Source organism: Streptomyces sp. NPDC007907 (assembly GCF_042959365.1).
Taxonomy (GTDB): Bacteria; Actinomycetota; Actinomycetes; order Streptomycetales; family Streptomycetaceae; genus Streptomyces; species Streptomyces indiaensis.
Genome location: NZ_JBIBKR010000001.1, coordinates 835,553 through 854,836 on the forward strand (window position 1 = coordinate 835,553; position 19,284 = coordinate 854,836).

Annotated in this window: 20 protein-coding genes; 9 read left to right on the forward strand and 11 right to left on the reverse strand. The window is 71.3% G+C overall.

Going from position 1 to position 19,284, the window contains the following annotated elements; translation table 11 throughout:
- Positions 1–48 precede the first annotated feature (48 nt).
- Positions 49–804, reverse strand: coding sequence for a SigE family RNA polymerase sigma factor (locus ACFZDI_RS03815; protein ID WP_344367756.1), 756 nt, complete (start codon positions 802–804; stop codon positions 49–51).
- A gap of 238 nt (positions 805–1,042) precedes the next feature.
- On the opposite strand from ACFZDI_RS03815, the gene afsQ1 reads away from it, so the two are divergent.
- From afsQ1 to ACFZDI_RS03840, 5 genes are all read left to right on the forward strand, one after another.
- Positions 1,043–1,720 carry a two-component system response regulator AfsQ1 gene (gene afsQ1, locus ACFZDI_RS03820; RefSeq protein ID WP_053675520.1) on the forward strand — a complete coding sequence of 226 codons (678 nt, stop codon included), beginning with the start codon at positions 1,043–1,045 and terminating at the stop codon, positions 1,718–1,720.
- Positions 1,717–3,318 (forward strand): ATP-binding protein, encoded by a 1,602-nt coding sequence (locus ACFZDI_RS03825; protein ID WP_391247521.1) that lies wholly within the window; start codon positions 1,717–1,719, stop codon positions 3,316–3,318. The genes afsQ1 and ACFZDI_RS03825 overlap by 4 nt, the downstream gene beginning before the upstream one ends.
- Positions 3,315–3,935, forward strand: coding sequence for a hypothetical protein (locus tag ACFZDI_RS03830; RefSeq protein ID WP_234847037.1), 621 nt, complete (start codon positions 3,315–3,317; stop codon positions 3,933–3,935). The genes ACFZDI_RS03825 and ACFZDI_RS03830 overlap by 4 nt, the downstream gene beginning before the upstream one ends.
- 207 nt (positions 3,936–4,142) lie before the next feature.
- The gene (locus tag ACFZDI_RS03835) at positions 4,143–4,727 is read left to right on the forward strand and encodes a VanZ family protein (protein ID WP_234847036.1); all 585 of its coding nucleotides are present in this window, start codon (positions 4,143–4,145) and stop codon (positions 4,725–4,727) included.
- A 62-nt stretch (positions 4,728–4,789) separates the two neighbouring features.
- Positions 4,790–5,002, forward strand: coding sequence for a PspC domain-containing protein (locus ACFZDI_RS03840; RefSeq protein ID WP_234847035.1), 213 nt, complete (start codon positions 4,790–4,792; stop codon positions 5,000–5,002).
- 81 nt (positions 5,003–5,083) lie between these two features.
- On the opposite strand, the gene ACFZDI_RS03845 is transcribed toward ACFZDI_RS03840, so the two are convergent.
- Complete coding sequence (locus ACFZDI_RS03845; RefSeq protein ID WP_391247524.1) at positions 5,084–5,431, reverse strand: ATP-binding protein; 348 nt, start codon at positions 5,429–5,431, stop codon at positions 5,084–5,086.
- A gap of 141 nt (positions 5,432–5,572) precedes the next feature.
- Complete coding sequence (locus ACFZDI_RS03850) at positions 5,573–6,730, reverse strand: adenosine deaminase (RefSeq protein WP_391247526.1); 1,158 nt, start codon at positions 6,728–6,730, stop codon at positions 5,573–5,575.
- A 123-nt stretch (positions 6,731–6,853) separates the two neighbouring features.
- Here ACFZDI_RS03850 and ACFZDI_RS03855 point away from each other — a divergent pair, with 123 nt between their 5' ends.
- Positions 6,854–7,612, forward strand: a complete 759-nt coding sequence (locus tag ACFZDI_RS03855) for an alpha/beta hydrolase (RefSeq protein ID WP_234847032.1) — start codon at positions 6,854–6,856, stop codon at positions 7,610–7,612.
- A 73-nt stretch (positions 7,613–7,685) separates the two neighbouring features.
- On the opposite strand, the gene ACFZDI_RS03860 is transcribed toward ACFZDI_RS03855, so the two are convergent.
- Positions 7,686–8,648: a LysR substrate-binding domain-containing protein gene (locus ACFZDI_RS03860; protein ID WP_391247528.1), complete on the reverse strand. Its 963-nt coding sequence runs from the start codon at positions 8,646–8,648 to the stop codon at positions 7,686–7,688.
- A gap of 63 nt (positions 8,649–8,711) precedes the next feature.
- Here ACFZDI_RS03860 and ACFZDI_RS03865 point away from each other — a divergent pair, with 63 nt between their 5' ends.
- The gene (locus ACFZDI_RS03865) at positions 8,712–9,983 is read left to right on the forward strand and encodes an MFS transporter (protein ID WP_391247530.1); all 1,272 of its coding nucleotides are present in this window, start codon (positions 8,712–8,714) and stop codon (positions 9,981–9,983) included.
- Positions 9,984–10,318: 335 nt separating this feature from the next.
- On the forward strand, positions 10,319–11,335 hold the full coding sequence (locus ACFZDI_RS03870; RefSeq protein WP_234847029.1) for a sigma-70 family RNA polymerase sigma factor: 1,017 nt from the start codon (positions 10,319–10,321) through the stop codon (positions 11,333–11,335).
- Here the strand turns inward: ACFZDI_RS03870 and ACFZDI_RS03875 are convergent.
- Positions 11,219–11,605, reverse strand: a complete 387-nt coding sequence (locus tag ACFZDI_RS03875; RefSeq protein WP_391248027.1) for an STAS domain-containing protein — start codon at positions 11,603–11,605, stop codon at positions 11,219–11,221. The genes ACFZDI_RS03870 and ACFZDI_RS03875 overlap by 117 nt on opposite strands.
- Positions 11,606–11,807: 202 nt before the next feature.
- Between ACFZDI_RS03875 and ACFZDI_RS03880 the strand changes: the two genes are divergently transcribed.
- Entirely contained in the window at positions 11,808–12,728 is a 921-nt protein-coding gene (locus ACFZDI_RS03880) for an AEC family transporter (protein WP_391247532.1), read from the forward strand.
- 1 nt (position 12,729) lies between these two features.
- Here ACFZDI_RS03880 and ACFZDI_RS03885 read toward each other — a convergent pair whose 3' ends face one another.
- From ACFZDI_RS03885 to ACFZDI_RS03910, 6 genes are all read right to left on the reverse strand, one after another.
- On the reverse strand, positions 12,730–13,314 hold the full coding sequence (locus ACFZDI_RS03885) for a Uma2 family endonuclease (RefSeq protein WP_234847026.1): 585 nt from the start codon (positions 13,312–13,314) through the stop codon (positions 12,730–12,732).
- 95 nt (positions 13,315–13,409) lie between these two features.
- Positions 13,410–14,693, reverse strand: coding sequence for a thymidine phosphorylase (locus ACFZDI_RS03890; protein ID WP_234847025.1), 1,284 nt, complete (start codon positions 14,691–14,693; stop codon positions 13,410–13,412).
- An 85-nt stretch (positions 14,694–14,778) separates the two neighbouring features.
- Positions 14,779–15,183 (reverse strand): cytidine deaminase, encoded by a 405-nt coding sequence (locus ACFZDI_RS03895; RefSeq protein ID WP_308287407.1) that lies wholly within the window; start codon positions 15,181–15,183, stop codon positions 14,779–14,781.
- Positions 15,180–16,445 (reverse strand): ABC transporter permease, encoded by a 1,266-nt coding sequence (locus ACFZDI_RS03900; RefSeq protein WP_361109106.1) that lies wholly within the window; start codon positions 16,443–16,445, stop codon positions 15,180–15,182. Before ACFZDI_RS03900 ends, ACFZDI_RS03895 begins: the two co-directional genes overlap by 4 nt.
- Complete coding sequence (locus ACFZDI_RS03905; protein WP_234847023.1) at positions 16,442–17,560, reverse strand: ABC transporter permease; 1,119 nt, start codon at positions 17,558–17,560, stop codon at positions 16,442–16,444. The genes ACFZDI_RS03900 and ACFZDI_RS03905 overlap by 4 nt, the downstream gene beginning before the upstream one ends.
- Positions 17,560–19,131, reverse strand: coding sequence for an ATP-binding cassette domain-containing protein (locus ACFZDI_RS03910; protein ID WP_391247536.1), 1,572 nt, complete (start codon positions 19,129–19,131; stop codon positions 17,560–17,562). The genes ACFZDI_RS03905 and ACFZDI_RS03910 overlap by 1 nt, the downstream gene beginning before the upstream one ends.
- Positions 19,132–19,284 lie beyond the last annotated feature (153 nt).

Consider the following 19,284-nt stretch of genomic DNA (forward strand, 5'->3'; position numbering starts at 1 on the left):
TCCCCGCGGTTCCCCCGTGGGCCCCCTTGTGGTGCTCCCCCCCAGCCTTCAGGCGACGAGCTCGCCGAAGGCGTCCTCCTCGTCACGGCCGAAGCTGAGGACCTCGTCCTCGCGCAGCCGGCGGAGCGACCGCCAGATGCTGGACTTCACCGTGCCGACACTGATGTCGAGGATCTCCGCGATCTCCGGGTCCGTGCGGCCCTCGTAGTAGCGCAGGACCAGCATGGTGCGCTGGAGTTCGGGCAGCCGGGCCAGCGCCTGCCACAGGACCGCGCGCAGCTCGGTGCCGCGCATCGCGTCCGTGTCGCCGGGCGTCTCCGGCAGTTCCTCGGTCGGGTACTCGTTGAGCTTGCGGCGCCGCCAGGCGCTGATGTGCAGGTTGGTCATGGTGCGGCGGAGGTATCCGCCGACAGCGGCCTTGTCGCTGATCCGGTCCCATGCCCGGTAGGTCGAGAACAGCGCGCTCTGCAGCAGGTCCTCGGCCTCGAAGCGATCGCCGGTCAGGTGGTAGGCGGTTGCGTACAGGGAGGCGCGGCGCTCCTGGACGTAGGCGGTGAACTCCGCCTCCGTCAGCGAGCGACGCTCCCCCGAGCCCTCCCCGTACGCGGCTCCCCCGTGAGCCGCCCCCGTCCCCTTGTTCTCCCCCGTGTGTGCGTCGACCACCGTCATGAACCCGGTGTGCTGACGCCCGGTACCGTGAGCGCACCCCCGCGTGCTCACGACACCGGACCTCTCGGAACCCCGGTGCACGTCGTGCAGACGCGTGACAACTGCGCTGGTGCTGATGCCGTGCAGCGTGTTCATCTCGCGCCCCCCGTCGTGGACTTCCGATGTGCGACCCGCCGGTTGGGCGGGCTTCCTTGCCTGTGCCGAAAAGCTTGCCGCGGCACTTTCATGGCCGTGTCCGCCGACTGTCACAGACCTGTCACAGGGGTCGGCCACCGTTCGTCCACAGGCCGTCCACACACGTCGGCGGTACCCGCCCGCACCGAGTGGGACCCACCGGTCGAACCCCGGCCCCTCCATGGGCCAGAATGAGCGCGTGCCTTCCCTGTTGCTGATCGAGGACGACGACGCCATCCGGACGGCCCTGGAGCTCTCACTGACGCGCCAGGGCCACCGCGTGGCGACCGCTGCCAGCGGTGAGGACGGTCTGAAGCTGCTCCGCGAGCAGCGGCCGGATCTGATCGTGCTGGACGTGATGCTGCCCGGCATCGACGGGTTCGAGGTGTGCCGGCGCATCCGGCGCACGGACCAGTTGCCGATCATCCTGCTGACCGCGCGCAGCGACGACATCGACGTGGTGGTCGGGCTGGAGTCCGGCGCCGACGACTATGTCGTCAAGCCGGTGCAGGGGCGGGTGCTCGACGCCCGGATCCGGGCCGTGCTGCGGCGCGGCGAGCGGGAGTCGAACGACGCGGCGAGTTTCGGCAGCCTCGTCATCGACCGCTCGGCGATGACCGTGACGAAGAACGGCGAGGACCTCCAGCTCACGCCGACCGAGCTGCGGTTGCTGCTGGAGCTGAGCCGGCGGCCGGGCCAGGCCCTGTCCCGGCAGCAGCTGCTGCGCCTGGTGTGGGAGCACGACTACCTGGGCGACTCGCGTCTCGTGGACGCCTGTGTCCAGCGGCTGCGTGCCAAGGTCGAGGACGTGCCGTCGTCCCCGACGCTGATCCGTACCGTGCGGGGTGTCGGCTACCGGCTGGACGCGCCTCAGTGACACAGGCACACCAAGGGGGGGCCCGCGGCTGGACCGGGGCGCGCAAGGGAGTTCTGTCGCCGCTGCGCTTCACCAGCCTGCGGCTGCGGCTGGTCGTCGTGTTCGGTCTCGTGGCCCTGACGGCCGCCGTGTCGGCGTCGGCCATCGCGTACTGGCTCAACCGCGAGGCGGTGCTCACCCGCACGCAGGACGCCGTCCTGCGCGACTTCGAGCAGGAGATGCAGAACCGGGCGGGCGCGCTGCCCGAGCGTCCGACGCAGGACGAGCTGCAGCACACCGCGGGCCAGATGGCGGGCAGCGACCAGCGTTTCAGCGTGCTGCTGGTCGGCCGCGACGCCGAGGGCAGGACCGTCTACGGCAGCTCCGGCGGGCTGAACGGCTTCTCGCTGCGTGACGTGCCGAAGTCGCTGCGCACGGCGGTGAACAGGACGCAGCAGGTCGACGACGCCAACAAGTACCCCTACCACCTGTACTGGCAGCGGATAGTCGACCACGACACCCCGTACCTGGTGGCCGGGACGCGGGTGATCGGCGGCGGCCCGACCGGTTACATGATCAAGTCGCTGGAGCCGGAGGCCAAGGATCTCAACTCGCTGGCCTGGTCGCTGGGCATCGCCACGGGGCTCGCGCTGATCGGCTCGGCGCTGCTGGCGCAGGCCGCGGCGACGACCGTGCTGAAGCCGGTGCAGCGGCTCGGGACGGCCGCGCGGCGGCTCGGCGAGGGCAAGCTGGACACCCGGCTCAGGGTGTCCGGGACCGATGAACTCGCCGATCTGTCGCGCACGTTCAACAACGCGGCGGAGGCGCTGGAGAAGCGGGTCGCCGAGATGGCCGCGCGGGACGAGGCGTCCCGGCGGTTCGTGGCGGACATGAGCCATGAGCTGCGGACGCCGCTCACCGCGATCACCGCCGTGACGGAGGTGCTGGAGGAGGAGCTGGAGGCGGAGACCGGGAGCATGGACCCGATGATCGAGCCCGCCGTCCGGCTGGTCGTCAGCGAGACGCGGCGGCTGAACGACCTGGTGGAGAACCTCATGGAGGTCACCCGCTTCGACGCGGGCACCGCCCGGCTGGTCCTGGACGACGTCGACATCGCCGACCAGATCACCGCCTGCATCGACGCCCGCGCCTGGCTGGACGCGGTCGAGCTGGACGCCGAGCGCGGTCTGCACGCCCGCCTGGATCCGCGGCGCCTGGACGTCATCCTGGCCAACCTCATCGGCAACGCGCTCAAGCACGGCGGCTCCCCGGTACGGGTGTCCGTGCGGGAGGCGGACGACTCGATCGTCATCGAGGTGCAGGACCACGGGCCCGGCATCCCGGAGGACGTCCTGCCGCACGTGTTCGACCGCTTCTACAAGGCCAGCGCCTCGCGACCGCGGTCCGAGGGCAGCGGCCTGGGGCTGTCCATCGCGCTGGAGAACGCCCACATCCACGGGGGCGAGATCACCGCGGCGAACACGCCCTCGGGTGCGGTGTTCACCCTGCGGCTGCCGCGCGGCACATCGCCCGCGGAGGAGCAGCCCGCCGAGGACGAGCTGGAGCCCGGGAGCGGTGGCGACCGGCCTCGGGACGAGGACGCGAAGGGGAACGCATGAGGACCGCGCGTGGGGCGGCCGTGTCCCGGCTGCTCGCCGTTCCGGCGCTCGCCGTACTGCTGGCCGGCTGCGGGATCCGGGCCACGGAGGTGCCGACGAACTTCGGGCCCGCGCCCTCGCGGGTGCAGTGCTCCCTGTCCGAGCCGGACGTCTCCGCCCAAGCCGCCCGGGGGTTGCCGGTACAGGTGTTCCTGCTGTGCGGGTCCTCGCTGGTGACGGTCGACCGGACCGTGCGGGTCCCGGAGGGCGCGGCGGACTCCGAGCGGCGCCTGCTCGTCGCGCAGGGCCTGCTGGACCAGCTCGCCGCACCGCCGTCGACCGCCGAGAAGGAAGCCGGTTACAGCACGGACGTCCGCGGCGGCATCACGGTCGGCAAGCCGCGTCCCGGCGACCCGGACGACACGCTGCGGCTGAGCACGGCTCCGTCCGGCCTCACCTCGTACGCCCTCGCGCAGATCGTCTGCACCTTCTCCGACTCGGCGGCGGCCGAGGGCGACGGCTCGGTGGTCCTGGGCGGCCCCGGCGCCGAGAGCCCGCGCCGCTACGAGTGCACCGACGAGGTACGGGCCCGCCCGGGCAGCACGGAACCACCGTCGAAGGACGTGGCCGGGGAGTGACCCACCCGGGGCTGTGACGCGCGCCCGCGGCCGGGAAGTGGTGCGGCCGGGGCTGGGACACACGCCCGCGGCCCGGGAATGTCCGGCCGGGGCTGGGACGCACGCTCGTGCCCGGGGAGTGTCCGGCCGGGGCTGTGGCGTATGCCTCATGGGGTCTGCGGGGTCCATCCCGGAACCGAAGGCGCCGGAGGCGGCGTCTTGGGGGGCGTGCAGCGTCAAGGCTCCATCGGCGGCAGCGCCGCGTCCCGCATCCGTGTGACAGGAGGTGTCCTCCTCGTCGCACACCTGGCGTTCGTCGCCTGGCTCACGCTGCGACCGCTGGACGTGCCCTGGGTGATGCCGGCGAATCTCAGGCCGTTCGCGGGCATCCGGGCCGATCTCGCCCTGGGCTGGCCCGAGGCGGCCCGCCGGATCGGGGAGGGGCTGGCCCTGCTCGCGCCGCTGGGTGTGCTGCTGCCGCTGACCGGCGGCAGACTGGACGTCTCACCGCTGGCGTCCCTGCTGCGCACCGTCGCGGCCGCCGCCCTGCTCTCCTGGGGCATCGAACTGCTGCAGACCGGCGTGCCCGGTCAGGTCGTCGACGTCGACTCGCTGTTCCTGAACACCCTGGGCGTGGCCCTCGCGCATCTCGCGCTGGTCCCGGCGGGCCGCTCCTGGCTGCGCCGCCGCACCACCGCCCGGCCTCCGCGCACGCCCCTGCTCCCGGAGGAGCCGGCTCAGGGTCGGACCCCGACGATTCCCAGGGTCGGGATCGCCCCGTGGAGCGACGCTCTACCCCCTTCGTCTCCCTAGCGTGGAGTGCAGATGGGGTACTCGGACGAGAGGCCTCACACACCCTCACGAAGGAGCCGCACATGTCCCGCCTCGCCCGCCCCACCCACGGCCGCATGATCGGCGGAGTGTGCGCCGCACTGGCTCGGCGCTTCGGCACCTCGGCCACCACGATGCGGGTGATCTTCCTGGTCTCGTGTCTGCTGCCCGGCCCGCAGTTCCTGCTGTACATCGCGCTGTGGATCCTGCTGCCCGCGGAGGGCAAGACACACGGCAAGGCACAGACCGCCTGGTAACGCCCATACGCGAGAACGCCGTTGGGGCGCATCCCGTGCGGGGTGCGCCCCATCGGCATGTGCGTCCGCGGGGGCGGGAGGTCAGCCGACCGGCACGCCGTTCACCGGCAGGCCGTGCGTGGGCAGTCCCTGCACCGGGAGCCCGCCCAGCAGCTGGGCGTCCGGGCCCGTCGGGCCGTTGGCGAGGGCCTGTTCGGCGACCGGCTGGGCGGCGGCGAGACCGGCACCGGCCGCCGTCTGCCCCTGACCCAGCACCTCACCCGAGCCCGGCAGCGACGGGGAGAGCTGCTCCGCCGGGAGCGCCGCGGTGACGGGCTCCAGCGACGGGGCGGTGTCCGGGACGGCTGCGTGGGCGGCGCCCGCACCGGAGGCGGCGAAGGCCGCACCGAGAGCGGCGACACCGAGGGACTTGGCAGCAGACTGCTTCATGAAATACGTCCTCGTAACGGGATGACGGAATGGGTGAGCGGTCCGACGACCGTAAACACCCGGCACCCTCGGCCGCAAACATCGGAATACGGACGGATGGCGAGAACCGTCGGCGTCCACCGCGTTCCGATTACCCCCGATTCAGTCGCCCGAAGGAACAGAACCGCTGGTGGAGGCGGTTTGACGGAACAGCCATTCGGATTTCAGCTCGGCATATCCGGGCTTGATGACCTCATTGATCATGGCCAGTCGTTCATCGAATGGAATGAACGCTGATTTCATCGCATTGACAGAGAACCACTGCATGTCGTCGAGCGTGTATCCGAATGCCTCGACGAGGTGCTCGAATTCTCGGCTCATGCTGGTGTGCGACATCAGGCGGTTGTCCGTGTTGACCGTGGCCCGGAAGTGCAGCCGGCGCAGCAGTCCGATGGGGTGCTCGGCGTACGAGGACGCGGCCCCGGTCTGGAGGTTGGAGCTCGGGCACAGCTCCAGCGGGATGCGCTTGTCCCGGACGTAGGAGGCGAGCCGCCCGAGTTCGACCCGGCCGTCCTCGTGGACCTGGATGTCGTCGATGATCCGCACGCCGTGACCGAGCCGGTCGGCGCCGCACCACTGGAGGGCCTGCCAGATGGAGGGCAGCCCGAAGGCCTCCCCGGCGTGGATGGTGAAGTGGTTGTTCTCGCGCTTGAGGTACTCGAAGGCGTCCAGGTGCCGGGTGGGCGGGTAGCCGGCCTCGGCGCCGGCGATGTCGAAGCCGACGACGCCCAGGTCCCGGTAGCGGTTGGCGAGCTCGGCGATCTCCAGGGCGCGGGCCGCGTGCCGCATGGCGGTGAGCAGCGCGCCCACGCGGATGCGCCGGCCGTTCTCCCGGGCGCGCCGCTCCCCTTCCCGGAAACCCTCGTTGACGGCCTCGACGACCTCTTCGAGAGCGAGGCCGCCCTCCAGGTGCTGCTCGGGGGCGTAGCGCACCTCGGCGTAGACGACGCCGTCCGCGGCCAGGTCCTCGGCGCACTCGGCGGCGACCCGGACCAGGGCGTCGCGGGTCTGCATGACGCCGACGGTGTGGGAGAAGGTCTCCAAGTACCGTTCCAGGGAACCGGAGTCGGCGGCCTCGCGGAACCAGACGCCGAGCTTCTCGGGGTCGGTGTCCGGGAGCTGGGTGTAACCGTTCTCGCGGGCGAGGGCGACGATCGTGCCGGGGCGCAGACCGCCGTCGAGGTGGTCGTGCAGCAGAACCTTGGGCGCCCGGCGGATCTGGTCCGGTGTCGGGGTGTTCGCAATGGTCTGGCTCGTCATTTCCGCACTCTAACTCCTACGCGCGTAGAGGGCGCGTTGCCGGATGCTGTGCGTTTTCGTCGATACGCAACGGTGACCCCGGCGACGGGTCGCGTACACCCGTGCTTCTGACACTGTTCTGTCATGGCACACCAAGCGACGCCGGTTCGCAGGGCACGGCTGGGCAGGGCACTCGGTCCGGAACCGACGGCGGTGAGCGGCGTGGTGCTGCTGCTCCCCGGCGGCGACGAGGTCTCCGGCCGCAGACCGTCGCCCCTGCTGGCGACCGCCTCGGTGCGCGCCGTCGGACGCCGGCTGGCCCGCGCGGGCCGGGCCGAGGGCCTCGTCGCGCACGTCGTGCACTACCGCTGCCGCGGCTGGAACGGCAGCGAGGCCAATCTCGCGCAGGACGCGACATGGGCGGCCGACGAGGTCGTACGGCGGTACGGGGACGTCCCGGTCTGCCTGGTCGGTGTCGGGATGGGGGGCCGGGCCGGGCTGCGAGCGGGTGGTCACGACGCCGTCAACTCCGTGCTGGCGCTAGCCCCTTGGCTGCCGGAGGAGGACGTCGCGGCGCCACCCGAACCGGTGAAGCAGTTGGTCGGGCGCCAGGTGCTGATCGTGCACGGCACGAATGACGGGCGGACGGATCCGGAGCTGTCGTTCCGGCTGGCGGCGCGGGCCAAGAAGGCGAACCGGGACGTGTGCCGCTTCGAAGTGCACGCGGACGGACACGGGTTGCACCAGTACCGGGACGAAGTGCTGGCGCTGGCCGAGGACTTCGTGATGGGGGCGTTGTTCGGGCGGGCGGTGTCGCGGCCGGTGCGGGATGCGTTTGCCGCGCCGCCGCCGTTGGGGTTGCGGATGCCGCTCGCTGCGGGGTTCAGCCCTTCGAGGCGGTAGGGCCGTGTGAGGTGCCCGTGGATTTCGGGGTGCGGGATTGTGGTGGTTGCTCGCGCAGTTCCCCGCGCCCCTTTCAGGTGGGCAAGAGGCTGCCTCTTCTTGAGAGAAGGAATTTCTTGAAAGCCGCCACCGGGGGTGTGTCCGGGTGGCCTTCCAGCCAGGCCACGCCGATCTCGCGGACGGCTCTCGGCGCCGTGACCGTCAGTTCCACGACGCCCGGGCGGGAGACGGCCGGTGGGGGCAGGAGGGCCACTCCGAGGCCCGCCGCCACCAGGCCCCTCAGCGTTTCCGCCTCCTCCCCCTCGAAGGCGATGCGGGGTTTGAAGCCGGCCTCCTTGCAGAGGTCGTCGGTGATGCGGCGCAGGCCGTAGCCGGGTTCCAGGGTGACGAAGGTTTCGTCTGCGGCCTCGGCGAGGCGGATACGGCGGCGGCCTGCGAGCGAGTGGTCGGCGGGGACGACCAGGCGCAGCTTCTGCTCGTCCAGGCGGCGGGCCACCAGGTCGGGGGCGTCCGGTACCGGGGACGTCAGGCACAGGTCGAGTTCGCCGGCGCGCAGGCGTTCCAGCATGGCCTCGCCGTAGTTCTGGACGAGGCTGAAGCGGACGCGCGGGTGGTCGGCGCGGAAGGCGTGCAGGAGGCCCGGGACGGTCTCGGCGCCCATGGTGTGCAGGAAGCCGAAGGCGACCTTGCCGGTGGTGGGGTCGGCGTCGGCGCGCACCTCCTCGGCGGCACGCTCCACCTCGGCCAGGGCACGTTCGACGGAGGCGAGGAAGGTGCGGCCGGCCGGGGTGAGGGAGACCGTGCGGCCGTGCCGGGCGAACAGGTCGACGCCCAGATCCTGCTCCAGGCGGGCCATGGAGCGGGAGAGGGTCGACTGGGGGACGTTCATCTCCTGGGCGGCGCGCGTGACGTGCTCGGTGCGGGCGACGCCCGCGAAGTACGCCAGGCGCGGCGCCAGCAGCTTCGACATCTCAGCCATGTCTTCTGTGTCACTGCTGGGTGACAGCCGGGGCTGTGAGCTCGGTTGATGCGCCATGGGAACGATTATGACCGTTCCATGCATTGGACGGATGAGTGCGGCCGTCCGTAGGTTCGAGGCATGTCTCCCGCCAGTACCGGGGCGTCCACCGTCGTGGGCGCCGATGCCTCCGTTCCCACCGCCGACTCACGTGTGTCCCCGGGCGGCCCCGGCTACCGCCGGATGAGCTTCGCCCTCTTCCTCGCGGGTGTCGCGACCTTCGCGCTGCTGTACTCCACCCAGGCCCTGCTCCCGCTGATCTCCGGCGAGTTCGGGGTGGCGGCGGGCGACGCGAGCTGGACGGTGGCCGCCGCGACGGGCGGGCTGGCGCTGTTCGTGCTGCCGATGAGCGCCCTGTCGGAGCGCTTCGGACGCCGTGCGGTCATGACCGCGTCGCTGGCCGTGGCCGTCACGCTCGGACTGCTGGTGCCCCTGGCCCCCTCCCTCGGTGTGCTGATCGCGCTGCGGGCGCTGCAGGGCGCCGCCCTGGCCGGACTGCCGGCGTCGGCGACCGCGTACCTCGCGGAGGAGGTCAGCCCCAAGGCGCTGATCACCGCGATCGGCCTGTTCGTCGCGGGCAACAGCGTGGGCGGGATGAGCGGCCGGGTCATCACCGGCTGGGTCGCGCAGGAGTGGGGCTGGCGGGTCGCCGTCGGGGTCATCGGGGTGATCGCCGTGGCGTGCGCGGTGGCCTTCCGGCTGCTGCTCCCCGCCCCGAGGCACTTCAAGGCCGGCTCGCTGCGGCCGCACGTCCTGGCCCGGACGGTCCGCGACCACCTGTCCAACCCGCTGCTGTGCCGGCTGTACGCGATCGGCGCGCTGTTCATGACGGTGTTCGGCGGCGTGTACACGGTCATCGGCTACCGGCTGACCGAGGCCCCGTTCTCGCTGCCGCAGGGCATCATCGGCTCGATCTTCCTGGTGTATCTGGTGGGCACGGTGTCGGCGTCGACCGCGGGCCGGCTGGTCGGCCGGCTGGGCCGCCGGGGCGCGCTGTACGCGGGCGGCGGTACTACGGCGGCGGGCCTGCTGCTGTCCCTGGCGGGCTCCCTCCCTCTGGTCCTGCTGGGCCTGGTCCTGATCACGGCGGGCTTCTTCGCGGGCCACGCGGTCGCCTCCTCGGCGGTCAGCAAGACGGCCACACACGGCCGCGCCCAGGCCTCGGCGCTGTACCAGTCGGCGTACTACATCGGCTCCAGCGCGGGCAGCACGGTCGGCGCGGTCGCCTTCCACGCGGCCGGCTGGGCCGGGACGGTCGGGGTCGGACTGCTGGCCGTCCTGGGCGTCGTGACGATCACCGTCTTCGGAACCCGGGCGGCCCGCCTGCATCGCCGCCACCTGGCCGCCGCCTGAGCGTCGACGACGATCCCCCTGCCGGGGTCGGTCGTCAGTGGGTGTGGACACCTTCCGCACCGGCTGTCACCGGACCGGGCAGGGGGACTTCCGCATGCGCTGACGAGGGGCGACCCGCGGGGGCTGCCGCGAGTGCCGGAGCGCGCCGGCGCCCGGTCATGCCGGTGGAGGAGTTCCCGTGAAGGGCGCCGGGGGACGGTCGCGGGCCTTCCGGGCCACACGCCCCGACCTGCTCCTTCGTGCGCTCGGGGGGCCGTTGTCAGTGGGCTGCGGTAGCTTCCGAAGTGCTGGGGCGCGACGGCGCGTGAACAGAACGTCCACAGGGGTGGGTGGAGATGGCGAACGGCACGGCGACACCGGCGGACCTGGACACCAGGCTGGAGGCGCACCGCACGGAACTGACGGGGTACTGCTACCGGATGCTCGGCTCCTCCTTCGAGGCCGAGGACGCGGTGCAGGACACGATGGTCCGCGCCTGGCGCAGCTACGACAAGTTCGAGGGCCGCTCCAGCCTGCGCTCCTGGCTCTACCGCATCGCGACCAACGTGTGCCTGGACATGCTGAACGCGGGCAACAAGCGCGCCCGGCCCATGGATCTGACCGAGTCCACCCCGCTCGCCCGGGCCGCCCTCTCCCCCCGGCCGGACAACACCTGGCTGGAGCCCATGCCGGACGCCCGTGTGCTGCCCACGACCGGCGACCCGGCGGAGGCCGCCGTCGCCAAGGAGTCCGTGCGGCTCGCCTTCATGGCCGCCCTGCAGAAGCTCCCGGCCAAACAGCGCGCGGTGCTGATCCTGCGCGAGGTCCTGGCCTGGAAGGCCAGTGAGGTCGCCGAGCTGCTGGACACCTCGGTGGCGTCGGTGAACAGCGCCCTCCAGCGGGCCCGCGCCACCCTGGCCGAGCGGCAGGAGCCGGGCGCCGACGCGGCCGTCTCCGACCCGCTGGACGAGGACCAGAAGAAGCTGCTCGACCGCTACGTCGCGGCCTTCGAGGGCTACGACATGACGGCGCTGACGGCCCTGCTGCACGAGGACGCGGTCATGACGATGCCGCCGTTCGACCTGTGGCTGACCGGTACGCGGGACATCACCGGCTTCATGACCACCCTCGGCGCGCCCTGCGCCGGCTCCCGGCTGGTGCCGGTCCAGGTCAACGGCCTGCCGGGGTTCGCCCAGTACAAGCCGGACCCGGAGCGCGGCGGCTTCGTGCCGTGGGCGGTGCAGGTGCTGGAGATCTCAGACGGCCGGATCACCGGGTTCCACTGCTTCCTCGACACCCAGCGCTGGTTCCCGCTCTTCGGCCTCCCCCTCCACCTCGAAGCGGAGTCCGACCAGGTCGAGCAGGACGCGTAGGGCCGGGTCGGGGGCGCGCAGCCGTATCCGTCCCCCGGCGCGGCGGGCGGCCAGCTGGAGTTTCGCCAGCAGCTCGACGGCGGCGAGGCCCGGCGGCCCCAGTCCCCCGACGTCGCACACCACGACCCGGGCACCGCTGCCGTGCAGCAGTGCGCGCACGTCGTCGCTGAGCCCCCTCACCTCGTCCCGGGTGACGGGGCCGGGCAGTACGAGCACGGGCGGTGTCATGGCGTCCACGATCGGTAGACCGGGCGGGTCGCGGTAACTCATCGCGAAGCGAGTCATCGCGACGTGAGCCACCACCACGTGACTCGTCGCGATGTTCCGTCCTCCCGGGGCGCGGTCACGGCCGGTCGGCGCCGTGAGGATCACATTGACCCGCGCAGTGCCTTCCCCGGAGGGTTGGGTGTATGCCCCAACCACCCGCTCCCGCCGCGCTGCCCGATGCCTTTCTCGCCGGTGAGGGGGCGCCGTGCAGGGGGTGTTGAGCGGGTTCGCGGTCATCGCCGTCGTCATCGGGATCGGCTATCTGATCGGGCGCCGGGGGTATCTGGGGGACGGCGGCCGGGAGGTCCTCACCAAGCTCGCCTTCCACGTGGCGTCCCCGGCGCTGCTCTTCACGACGCTCGCGCAGGCCGACCTGTCGGTGATCTTCTCCGAGCGGCTGCTGGTCACGGCGATGAGCACGGCAGCGGCGGCGGGTGTCTTCGTGGCGGTGGGCGCGGTGCGCGGGTGGGGCGTGGGCCGGACCACGATCGGCGCGCTGTGCTCCAGTTACGTCAACTCCGGAAACCTGGGCATTCCGATCGCCGTGTACGTGCTGGGCGACGCCTCCCTGGTCGCGCCGGTGCTGCTGTTCCAGCTGGTCGGTGTGACGCCGGTGGCACTGACGGTCCTGGACCTGGCGAGCGGCGGGGAGAAGCGGCCCCTGTGGCAGCGGCTGCTGACGCCGTTGCGCAATCCGATAGCCCTGGGCTCGCTGGCCGGGGTGGCGGTCTCGGCGTCGGGCCTCACGGTGCCGGGCCCTCTGATGGCCCCCCTGACCCTGATCGGCAACATGTCGGTCCCGGCGGTCCTGCTGGCCTTCGGCATCTCCCTGCGCGGCAGCACGCTCCCGCTGCGCGGCACGGAACGGGCCCCGGTGCTCCTCGCCGTGGCCCTGAAGTCCGTGTTCCAGCCCCTGGTCGCCTGGGCGCTGGCGGCGGGTGTCTTCGGCCTGCGCGGTGCCCTGCTGCTCGACGTGGTGGTGACGTCCGCGCTGCCGGCGGCGCAGAACCTCTTCACGTACGCGAGCAGCTACCGGGTGGGCGAGGTGCTGGCGCGGGAGGCGATCCTGCTGTCGACGGTGCTGGCGGTGCCGGTGCTGGTGGTCGTGGCAGCGGTGCTGGGGTGACTCAGTTCTCCGGGAACTCGCCGGTGTCGATGACGAGGTCGAAAGGAGCCGGCAGCTTGATCGACTCGCCGAACTTCGCGGTGCTCAGAGGGCGGTAGACATCGCCCTTGGGCTCGCCGTAGAGCGTCACGGTGGGGCCGTCGGCGGCCCAGCGGTCTACGAGGAGATAGAGCGGAATACCGGCAGTGGCGTAGGCAGCAGGCTTGCTGACGCGGTCGTGGCGAGCGTTGGACTTGGACGTGACCTCGACGACGAGTTCGGCGAGAGCGGCCGGGATGTGGGTGTCCGTGTCAGCGTCCTCCCATACGGGGGCCACCACGAGATCCGGGATGAGCATGCCGAGACGTGACGGCACGGCGAGCGCCAGCGTCTGGAAAATTTCCCAGTCCTCGGGGATCACGGAGTAGAGGCGACGCTGGATGCGGGCCGCGATCACGTTGTGGCGGTAAGCGGGAGCAGGTGACACGGTGATGATCCCCTCGATGATCTCCACCTTGCTGCCCTCGGGCCATTCCATCTCCTCCCAGAACCGGACGAGATCGTCCCAGCTCTGCTCGGGGTCCTGGCTCACGGTGAGTGCGCTCATGGCGGTCTCCTATCGGTGCGTCACCGATCCCAGCATGCCGAACGGGACCGGCGAGGGTCCACCGATCCCGTTCACCCGTACGAGGAAACCCCAGGTCAGGCGATTCGTTCCAGCACCACCGGCGACGCCGTGAAAGCCGTCCCGGGCGCTGCGACGTCGTAGGAGCCCTCGATGGACTGGAGGGCGTACTCGAAGCGCTCGGGGGTGTCGGTGTGGAGGGTCAGCAGGGGCTGGCCCTCGGTCACCGTGTCGCCCGGCTTGGCGTGCATCTCGACGCCGGCGCCCGCCTGCACCGGGTCCTCCTTGCGCGCACGGCCCGCGCCGAGACGCCAGGCCGCGACGCCGATGTCGTAGGCGTCGAGACGGGTCAGGACGCCGGAGGCCGGGGCCTTGATCACGTGCTGCTCACGGGCCACCGGCAACGTCGCGTCCGGGTCGCCGCCCTGGGCCGCGATCATCCGGCGCCACACGTCCATCGCCGAGCCGTCGGCCAGGGCCTTCGCCGGGTCGGCGTCCTTGATGCCGGCCGCGTCGAGCATCTCGCGGGCGAGCGCGATCGTCAGCTCGACGACGTCCGCCGGGCCGCCGCCCGCCAGGACCTCGACCGACTCGCGGACCTCCAGGGCGTTGCCGGCCGTCAGACCCAGCGGGGTGGACATGTCCGTCAGCAGCGCGACCGTCTTCACGCCGTGGTCCGTGCCCAGCCCGACCATCGTGGAGGCCAGTTCGCGGGCGTCCTCGATGGTCTTCATGAAGGCGCCGGTGCCGACCTTCACGTCCAGGACCAGCGAACCGGTGCCCTCGGCGATCTTTTTGGACATGATCGAGGAGGCGATCAGCGGGATCGCCTCGACCGTGCCGGTGACGTCCCGCAGGGCGTAGAGCTTCTTGTCGGCGGGGGCCAGGCCGTCGCCGGCCGCGCAGATGACGGCGCCGGTGGTGTCGAGGACGTTCAGCATCTCCTCGTTGGACAGCAGCGCGCGCCAGCCGGGGATCGACTCCAGCTTGTCCAGGGTGCCGCCGGTGTGGCCGAGGCCACGGCCGGACAGCTGCGGGACGGCCGCGCCGCAGGCCGCCACCAGGGGCGCCAGGGGCAGCGTGATCTTGTCGCCGACACCGCCCGTGGAGTGCTTGTCGGCGGTCGGGCGGGACAGGGACGAGAAGTCCATGCGCTCACCGGAGGCGATCATCGCGGCGGTCCAGCGGGCGATCTCGCGGCGGTTCATGCCGTTCAGCAGGATCGCCATGGCGAGAGCGGACATCTGCTCGTCGGCGACCTCCCCGCGGGTGTACGCGTCGATGACCCAGTCGATCTGCGCGTCGCTGAGCTCACCGCGGTCCCGCTTGGTGCGGATGACGGAGATGACGTCCATGGCCATGGCTTGGCTTCCTTCCGAGGTTTCCAGAAGCCGTACGGCCCCTCTGAGCCGGTCGCGTGAGCAACTCAGAGGGGCCGAACGGAAGTTACTTGCTGAGGTGCTCCGGGCCGAAGGCCTGGGGCAGCATCTCCGAGAGCGGCAGGATCCCCGCCGGGGTCTCCAGCAGGAGGTCCGGGCCGCCGAACTCGTGGAGCAGCTGGCGGCAGCGGCCGCACGGGACGAGCGTGTCGCCGTTGCGGTCGACGCAGGTGAAGTGCGTCAGCCGGCCGCCCCCGGTGTTGTGCAGCTCCGACACCAGACCGCACTCGGCGCACAGGCCGAGCCCGTACGAGGCGTTCTCGACGTTGCACCCGGAGATGATCCGGCCGTCGTCGACCCGGGCCGCCACGCCGACCGGGTAGCCGGAGTAAGGGGCGTACGCCCGGGACATGGCGTCCCGGGCCGCCGCGCGCAGCTGCTCCCAGTCGACGGCGGTACCGGCGTCGGTCACTTGCCCTGCCCCTTCCGGTACGGCAGTCCGTCGGCCTTCGGCATCCTCAGCCGCTGGGCGGACATGGCGAGGACCACCAGGGTGATGACGTACGGCGTGGCGGAGACGACCTGGTTCGGGACCTCGTCGGTGCTGGCGTACCAGGCGAACACCAGGGCGGCGACGACCGCGGTGATCATCGACGGGGCGTACTTCTTGCGGACCACCAGGAAGATCGCCCCGATGATCAGCAGCAGCGCGCCGAGCAGCAGCAGGGCGTGCACGTTGGCGGAGCCGCCGCGCAGGTTGAGGCTGTCGGTGTAGCCGAACAGGCCCGCGCCGAGGGCGAGGCCGCCCGGCATCCAGTTGCCGAAGATCATCGCCGCGAGGCCGATGAAGCCGCGTCCGCTGACCTGGCCCTCCAGGTAGAAGGGGTTGGCCACGATGGACAGGAAGACACCGCCGAGACCGGCCAGGCCGCCGGAGATGACGACGGCGATGTACTTGTACTTGTAGACGTTGACGCCGAGGGACTCGGCGGCCACCGGGTTCTCACCGCAGGAGCGCAGCCGCAGGCCGAAGGCGGTGCGCCACAGGATCCACCAGGTGGCGGGGATCAGTGCGATGGCGATCAGGGTCAGCCAGGACACGTTGGTGACCAGGCCGCCGAGCAGGCCCGCGATGTCGGAGACGAAGAACCAGCCCTGGTTGTTCAGGTCGCGCAGCGCGTCGGACAGTCCCGGCACGGTGAAGTGGCCGAGGGAGTCGACCGCCGGGGACTGCTTGGCGGAGCCGCCGGTGTGGCCCTCGAAGGCGAGGGGCGCGAGGTAGCGGGTGGCGCCGAGGGCGAGGATGTTGATGGCCACACCGGAGACGATGTGGTTGACGTTGAAGGTGACGGTCACGAAGGCGTGCAGCAGACCGCCGATCGCGCCGCCGAGGATGCCGACCAGGACACCGGTCCACGGGCCCCACTGGAAGCCGGCCCAGGCGCCGAACCAGGTGCCGAGGATCATCATGCCCTCGAGGCCGATGTTGACCACGCCCGCGCGCTCGGCCCACAGGCCGCCCAGACCGGCGAGGCCGATCGGCACGGCGAGCTGGAGCGCGGTGGACATCTGGCTGACGTTGGTGATGCCGTCGGCGCCGGTGATGAGGCGGACGATCGAGGTGAGCGCCAGGCCTCCGGCGATGATCAGCAGCAGGACGGGCCACGACAGGCGGCGGCCGGTCGGTGCCGCGGGCTGCAGCGTGGGCTGGTTGACGTCGGTCGCGGTGGTCATCGGCCAGCCACCTCCTTCGTGTTCTGAGCGCCGAGGACGTGTCCGGCGGCGAGTTCGGCGCCGACACGACGCTGCTGGCGGCGCAGACCCCATTCGCGGACGGCCTCGTAGGAGACGACGACCGAGAGCACGATCAGGCCCTGCATGATGACCGCGATCTCCTTGTCGTAGCCGTGGAAGTCCAGCTCGGGCGAGGCCTTGTCGAGCCAGGCCCACAGCAGGGCGGCGAAGGCGATGCCGACCGGGCTGTTGCGGCCGAGCAGGGCGATGCCGATGCCGAGGAAACCGATGCCGGTGGGGAAGTTGAGGCTGTAGGTGTGGGTGTCGCCGAGCAGGATCGGCAGGCCGGCCAGGCCCGCGATGGCGCCGGAGATCAGCATGGCGCTGAGCACCATGCGCTTGGGGTCGACGCCGCTGGCCGCGGCGGCGGTCTGCGAGGCACCGGAGGCGCGCAGGTCGAAGCCGAAGCGGGTGCGGTTGAGGACGATCCAGTAGCCGATGCCGAGCAGGACGGCCAGCAGCACCAGGCCGTAGATCTCACCGGCGTCGCCCAGGCTGATCCCGGGGATCCAGCCGGACTCGTACATCTCGCCGGTGGTGTTGTTGTTGCCGACCTTGACGCCGAAGACGTTCGGCAGCCACAGGTAGGCGATCACGGAGGTGGCGATCGCGTTGAGCATGATCGTGGCGACGACCTCGCTGACGCCGCGGGTGACCTTCAGGACGCCCGCGATGCCCGCCCAGAAGGCGCCGGTGAGGACCGCCGTCAGGAGCAGCAGCGGGACCTGCAGGGCGGCCGGCAGGTTCACATGGGCGCCGACGACGGCGGCCATCATGGCGCCGAGCTGGTACTGGCCGTCGACGCCGATGTTGAACAGGTTCATCCGGAAGCCGATGGCCACCGCGAGGGCCGCGATGTAGTACATCGAGGCCTGGTTGATGATCAGGACCTGGATGTCGGAGAAGCTCAGCTGCTCGAACATCAGGGCGAACGGCTCGAAGGGGCTCTTGCCCGAGGCGAGCAGCACGATCGCGCTCAGGACGAAGGCCACGGCCAGCGCGATGACCGGTCCGGCCACCGCCAGGAGCAGGCGCTCCTTGTCGAACTTCTTCATCAGCGGGCCTCGTCTTCCGGAGACTCGGGGGCGTCGGCCTTCGAGATCTCGGGGGTGTCGTCGTGCGCGAGGTGCCCGGTGGCGGCACCGGTCATGGCCGAGCCGAGCTCCTCGGGGGTGATGGTGGCCGGGTCGGCGTCCGCGACCAGCTTGCCGTTGTAGATCACGCGCAGCGTGTCGGACAGGCCGATCAGCTCGTCCAGGTCGGCGGAGATCAGCAGCACGGCCAGGCCCTCGCGGCGCGCCTCGCGGATGTGGTCCCAGATGGCGGCCTGGGCGCCGACGTCCACGCCCCGGGTGGGGTGCGCGGCGATGAGGAAGCGCGGCTTGTGGCTCATCTCGCGGCCGACGATCAGCTTCTGCTGGTTGCCGCCGGACAGGGAGGCCGCGGTGACGTCGATGCCGGGGGTGCGGACGTCGTACTCCGTCACGATCCGGCGGGTGTCCTCCTGGGCCGCCTTCGGGTCCAGCCAGACGCCCTTGGCGAGGGGCTTCTCGGTGACGTGACCGAGGATGCGGTTCTCCCAGAGGGGTGCCTCCAGGAGGAGACCGTGGCGGTGCCGGTCCTCGGGGATGTAGCCGATGCCCTGCTCGCGGCGCCGGCGGGTGGGCCAGGCGGTGATCTCCTCGTCGGCGAGCCGGATCGTGCCGCTGTCGGCGGACCGGAGGCCGATGAGCGCGTCGACCAGTTCGGTCTGGCCGTTGCCCTCGACACCGGCGATGCCGAGGACCTCGCCCGCGTGGATGGTGAAGCTGATGTCGTCGAGGAGCGCCTTGCCGCCGGGGGCCGCCAGGCGGAGCTTCTCGACGCCGATGACCGGGCGGTCGGTGACCGTGGACTCGGCCGTCTCGGGCGTGGGCAGCTCGCTGCCGACCATCATCTCGGCGAGCTGACGGGGCGTCGTCTCGGACGGGACGGCGGTGCCGACGGTGGTGCCGCGGCGGATGACGGTGATCTCGTCGGCGACGGAGAGGACCTCGCCGAGCTTGTGCGAGATGAAGATGACCGACAGGCCCTCGGACTTCAGTTCGCGCAGGTTGGCGAAGAGGGCGTCGACCTCCTGCGGGACGAGGACCGCGGTCGGCTCGTCGAGGATGAGGGTGGTCGCGCCGCGGTAGAGGACCTTGAGGATCTCCACACGCTGGCGGGCGGCGACACCGAGCTCCTCGACCATCAGGTCGGGCTCGACACCGAGGCCGTAGCGTTCGGAGAGCTCCTTGATCTTGCGGCGGGCCTTGGCGCCGATGCCGTAGAGCTGCTCGCTGCCGAGCGCCACGTTCTCCAAGACCGTGAGGTTGTCGGCGAGCATGAAGTGCTGGTGGACCATGCCGATGCCGCGGGCGATGGCGTCGGCCGGCGACGAGAAGCCGACCTGCTGCCCGTCGACGGCGATGGTGCCCTCGTCCGGCTTCTGCATGCCGTAGAGGATCTTCATCAGTGTCGACTTGCCGGCGCCGTTCTCGCCGACGAGGGCGTGCACGGTGCCCTTGCGGACGCTGAGGTGGATGTCGTGGTTGGCCACGACTCCGGGGAAACGCTTGGTGATCCCGGCGAGTTCGACGGCGGTCACCGATTCGTTGACCGCCGCTCCGGCCGGAGGGCTGCTGGACGCGTTGATGGCGCACTCTCCTGGGGACGGGGGCCGTCTACGCGCGTAGCGCCCCTAGGGCATACAAAGGGGCCTACGCCCCGCGGCAACGGGGCACGGGGAGCGGCTCCCCGT

Bases quoted from the DNA above. Each gene is read 5' to 3' on its own strand.
- ACFZDI_RS03815 (WP_344367756.1), bottom strand. From the start codon at position 804: ATGAACACGCTGCACGGCATCAGCACCAGCGCAGTTGTCACGCGTCTG.
- ACFZDI_RS03830 (WP_234847037.1), top strand. From the start codon at position 3,315: ATGAGGACCGCGCGTGGGGCGGCCGTGTCCCGGCTGCTCGCCGTTCCG.
- ACFZDI_RS03840 (WP_234847035.1), top strand. From the start codon at position 4,790: ATGTCCCGCCTCGCCCGCCCCACCCACGGCCGCATGATCGGCGGAGTG.
- ACFZDI_RS03845 (WP_391247524.1), bottom strand. From the start codon at position 5,431: ATGAAGCAGTCTGCTGCCAAGTCCCTCGGTGTCGCCGCTCTCGGTGCG.
- ACFZDI_RS03850 (WP_391247526.1), bottom strand. From the start codon at position 6,730: ATGACGAGCCAGACCATTGCGAACACCCCGACACCGGACCAGATCCGC.
- ACFZDI_RS03855 (WP_234847032.1), top strand. From the start codon at position 6,854: ATGGCACACCAAGCGACGCCGGTTCGCAGGGCACGGCTGGGCAGGGCA.
- ACFZDI_RS03860 (WP_391247528.1), bottom strand. From the start codon at position 8,648: ATGGCGCATCAACCGAGCTCACAGCCCCGGCTGTCACCCAGCAGTGAC.
- ACFZDI_RS03865 (WP_391247530.1), top strand. From the start codon at position 8,712: ATGTCTCCCGCCAGTACCGGGGCGTCCACCGTCGTGGGCGCCGATGCC.
- ACFZDI_RS03870 (WP_234847029.1), top strand. From the start codon at position 10,319: ATGGCGAACGGCACGGCGACACCGGCGGACCTGGACACCAGGCTGGAG.
- ACFZDI_RS03875 (WP_391248027.1), bottom strand. From the start codon at position 11,605: ATGAGTTACCGCGACCCGCCCGGTCTACCGATCGTGGACGCCATGACA.
- ACFZDI_RS03885 (WP_234847026.1), bottom strand. From the start codon at position 13,314: ATGAGCGCACTCACCGTGAGCCAGGACCCCGAGCAGAGCTGGGACGAT.
- ACFZDI_RS03890 (WP_234847025.1), bottom strand. From the start codon at position 14,693: ATGGCCATGGACGTCATCTCCGTCATCCGCACCAAGCGGGACCGCGGT.
- ACFZDI_RS03900 (WP_361109106.1), bottom strand. From the start codon at position 16,445: ATGACCACCGCGACCGACGTCAACCAGCCCACGCTGCAGCCCGCGGCA.
- ACFZDI_RS03905 (WP_234847023.1), bottom strand. From the start codon at position 17,560: ATGAAGAAGTTCGACAAGGAGCGCCTGCTCCTGGCGGTGGCCGGACCG.